This window comes from Trichocoleus sp. FACHB-40, from assembly GCF_014695915.1.
GTDB classification, from domain to species: Bacteria; Cyanobacteriota; Cyanobacteriia; order Cyanobacteriales; family FACHB-T130; genus Funiculus; species Funiculus sociatus.
This window is the reverse complement of the sequence record NZ_JACJPF010000007.1, coordinates 1-3,743: the sequence shown is the minus strand read 5'-3', so window position 1 is coordinate 3,743 and position 3,743 is coordinate 1. Positions and strand designations below refer to the sequence as shown.

Annotated in this window: 3 protein-coding genes; all 3 read left to right on the top strand. The window is 42.7% G+C overall.

Features of this window, described 5'->3' with window-relative positions; genetic code table 11:
* Positions 1-24 precede the first annotated feature (24 nt).
* The 3 genes from H6F63_RS00130 to H6F63_RS00120 are packed head-to-tail and all read left to right on the top strand — an operon-like array spanning position 25 to position 3,636.
* Complete coding sequence (locus tag H6F63_RS00130; protein WP_277876305.1) at positions 25-600, top strand: methylmalonic aciduria and homocystinuria type D protein; 576 nt, start codon at positions 25-27, stop codon at positions 598-600.
* Positions 601-604: 4 nt separating this feature from the next.
* Positions 605-1,426: a PD-(D/E)XK nuclease family protein gene (locus tag H6F63_RS00125; protein ID WP_190633854.1), complete on the top strand. Its 822-nt coding sequence runs from the start codon at positions 605-607 to the stop codon at positions 1,424-1,426.
* Complete coding sequence (locus H6F63_RS00120; protein ID WP_190633852.1) at positions 1,423-3,636, top strand: Piwi domain-containing protein; 2,214 nt, start codon at positions 1,423-1,425, stop codon at positions 3,634-3,636. Before H6F63_RS00125 ends, H6F63_RS00120 begins: the two co-directional genes overlap by 4 nt.
* The last annotated feature ends 107 nt before the right edge of the window (positions 3,637-3,743 follow it).

Sequence of the window (3,743 nt, the reverse complement as noted above, 5' to 3'; positions counted from 1 at the left end):
GAAGCTGAATATAAACCACATAATTTGGAGCCGCTGAACACTTGCCAGCAAGGCTGCCTCATCCATCTGGTCACTCAGACGGGACAGGGAGTTCAGATTTCCATTCATCAGCCCAGTCCGTTCATGGTTCAAAACCTGGAGCGGGTGATCCCAGATTGGAATTTGCCTGTTTTGTGGGTTGTAGTTTTCTTGCAGCAAGCCCGATATGAACTTGTCGAAAGCACATCTCACGTCGAGAGGGAAAAAGAGCGGCTGCGGGAAAAGTTCATGCGCTTTGGCTTAGATGTGGCATTTGAACTGCGCGATCGCGGATTGTTGACAGACTTGATTGATCCTCGCACTGGCTATCCGTTGCTTTCACGCATAGGAGAAATCCCCCACGATGACACAGCTACGGTGAAAGCTCTGTTAGACTTCCCAGTAATTCACAACAACTGTCGTGTACTAGAGCATCCCATCTGGGGTATGGCAGTTTATCCCAGTATCTTGATGTCTTCTGCTTCCCCAAAAACTATCAAATCTGTCCTGAAAAAAGTGACGGCTCAGCATGATTGGAAGCAGCCAAAAACAGATTTGCAGCTATCTATTTCAGGCGTTTAAACTTATGAGAACACCTTGGCGAGACTATGTGAGTTTTAACATTTGGTCACAGTTCGCTCCTGCTGTCGGGCAAGAACATTGGCACTGTGACATGAAGCGAGGTTTTGCGAGGGCGCGAAAGAAAGAACCAGTGGTGAAAGCGATTTTAGAGCAAGACACGACACCTCAGCATATCGGGTTGCTCGCACAGAAGGCGGTTTACGAGTTTCATGAGGATAGACAGCTGTTGCAACAATCTGATGCTGTGGATCGAGTAGCCCAGAGGTTGAAATTAAGCCAAGAGCCAGGTGAAGTTCAGCAGCGACTTATTGAAATTCTAAAAAACTATTATAAAAATCCTATTCTCGCTGGCAAAAAGATCGTCAAACTTAGCCGAGGAGATGAGGGTATTCCAGAACCAATTCTCATTGAGAATGGCAACTATTCTTTCAACTTGTTTGCGGCTATTGACTGCATCTTTGTTGATTCAGACGGTAAGCTGCACATTTTAGATTTCAAAACAGGCAAATCTGATTTTGACAGGCGACAAGCATTTGTTTACCTTTTGGCAGCTACCTATCTCTACCCTCAACAAAAAGCTGTTGCTTCATTCTACAACTTGGAAAGTAATAAGTGGTCTGATCCAATTACTGCAACAGATGCCCAGCTCAAGGCAATTCAAATGGAGTTGGTACGGATAGCTCAACAACATCAGAAGGAGTTACGCCGTTACAAGGAAAACCCATCTGAGTTTGCCCAAATCTTTCCAGCCAATCCTGGCTTTATTTGCTGTAACTGCCAATTCAACTCAATTTGTAAATTTTCTACTTTTGAGGTTTCTGCATGACTAATACTATTGCATCTACCCAAAGTTACACATCTTTAAGTGAAGTTTTTCCGCTACAAACCTCACAACCCAAGTTAATGTGTTTTCGACTGACTCCTGAAATAGAGCGTAAGGATGGCAACCGCTTGAGTTACCATTTTAGTCGAAAACTATCTGAGACTGTTGTTATCTGGCAAAAGCCATATTTTTGGGTTCTAGCGGCATCTAATAGAGAACTACCCAGCCAGGATAAGTTGCGAGATGCTTTAGAAACTATTCAAAAAGAAGTGGAAGATTTTGGCGATTGCTTCTTGTCGTTTCAATGGGTGCGTCAGCCACAGCTAACCCCCTGGATTCTTTCCCAGTTAGCTGTTCAGGTGTTGAATAAAACTAAATTTGACTACTCAGTTGCTTTGTCTGATAACGGAGTTGAAGTCAGAAGAGAGCTGGATTTTTGGGCAGAGACTATCGAATTGGAAGGTGAGTTACAGCCCGCGCTTGGTTTAACAATTTGCAGCCGTATTGTCTTCCAGGAAAACTTGGCTGATTTCTACGAAAATCATCCCTATCGGCAAAACCCTGAACAACTTCTAATCGGTTTGAAAGTTCAAGAGATTGAACGGGGTGGTAAAGCCACAATTATCGCTATTGTCGGAACTATGGAAGAACACAGAGAAGAACTGCTTGAGAAAGCGACTGGTTCAACCAGTAAACAAGCACTGCGAGAAGCCCCGAACAATCAACCTGTTGTGGCTGTACAATTTGGTAAAAACCCAAAGCAGTTTCACTATGCTATGGCGGCTTTACGCCCCTGCGTTACCTCTGAAACTGCTGACCAATTTGAGGTGGAATACGGAAAGCTACTCAAGGCAACTAAAATTTCCCATAAAGACCGAACCAATCTCTTGGCTTCCTATAAACAAACAGCAGCAAATGCTTTAACAGCTTATGGATTTCAACTGGAGCGTAGCATCAACAGTATTCAATTACCAACGTTATTCTGGAAGCCGCAAATTCCGCTAGAGGAAACTACTCTACTTTTTGGTAAAGGGGTGACTGGTAAGAGAGGTGAAGTTCTTAAAGGGTTGTCTAAAGGTGGTGTTTATCGCCGTCATGCTGAGTATCAGGATACATCAAGAGCGATCCGAATTGCAGCTTTGAAACTTTGTGATTTAAAAGTAAGCCCATTTTTGAAGCTGCTTGAACAACGTTTGAACAGTTACGGATTTAAAAGTAATGTAATTGATACAGAAACTTTGTCAGTCAGTAACTTGAGTGTGGCAGAGGCAAGAGCAGCCGTTGAGAATGCTGTAAATAAATTAGTTGAAGTTCCAACTGACATTGTATTGACAGTCTTACCCCAGAGCGATCGCGCTTCAGATTATAAAGATGAGGGAAGCTTTTATTTTCAAATTTACTCGCAGTTGCTCCGCCGTCAGATTGCTAGCCAAATGATTTATGACGATACTCTAAGTAATCAAAACAACTACCAATATGTCCTGCATCAGGTAATTCCAGGAATTTTGGCAAAGCTGGGCAATTTACCTTTCATTCTGGCTGAACCTTTAGAGGTTGCTGATTATTTCATTGGGTTGGATATTTCTAGAGTTTGCAAAAAAAAGCAATCCGGAACGATGAATGCTTGTGCGAGTGTACGTCTCTATAGCAAACAAGGAGAGTTTATTCGCTATCAGCTGGAAGATGATTTGATTGAAGGTGAAGAAATACCGCCTCGACTGCTAGAGCGATTGTTACCAGCCGCTAAATTAGAAAACAAAACTGTCTTAATTTATCGTGATGGATCCTTTGTTGGCAAAGAAGTTAATTATTTAGTAAAACGTGCTAAAGCAATTGGTTCTAAATTCATCTTGGTGGAGTGTAAAAAGTCTGGTGTTCCCCGACTTTACAATATCAATCAGAAAGTGGTGACGGCACCATCACAAGGTTTAGCACTTCGCTTATCGTCTCGTGAAGCAATTCTGGTAACAACAAAAGTTCCAGATAAAGTTGGTTTAGCGCGTCCCCTACGTTTGACAGTTCATCAAGAAGGACACCAAGCCTCAATTGAACAGATCGTGGAAACTACTTTAAAACTGACACTACTGCATCATGGAGCGTTAAAAGAGCCTCGCTTGCCTATGCCACTGTATGGATCTGACCGTATGGCATATTTGCGGTTACAAGGTATTCGTCCTAGTGTAATGGAGGGCGATCGCCAATTCTGGCTATAAGCTTAATTTTAAGTGTGTTTAGGTGGGCGAAACTTGCGGGAACTGATGGGAATAAGAATTTGACTGAGCATTCGTAATTGTTCAGCCGTACCCATGCAAATTAGTAA

Excerpts from the sequence above, each read along its gene's own strand:
- H6F63_RS00125 (WP_190633854.1), top strand. The coding sequence starts at position 605 with ATGAGAACACCTTGGCGAGACTATGTGAGTTTTAACATTTGGTCACAG.
- H6F63_RS00120 (WP_190633852.1), top strand. The coding sequence starts at position 1,423 with ATGACTAATACTATTGCATCTACCCAAAGTTACACATCTTTAAGTGAA.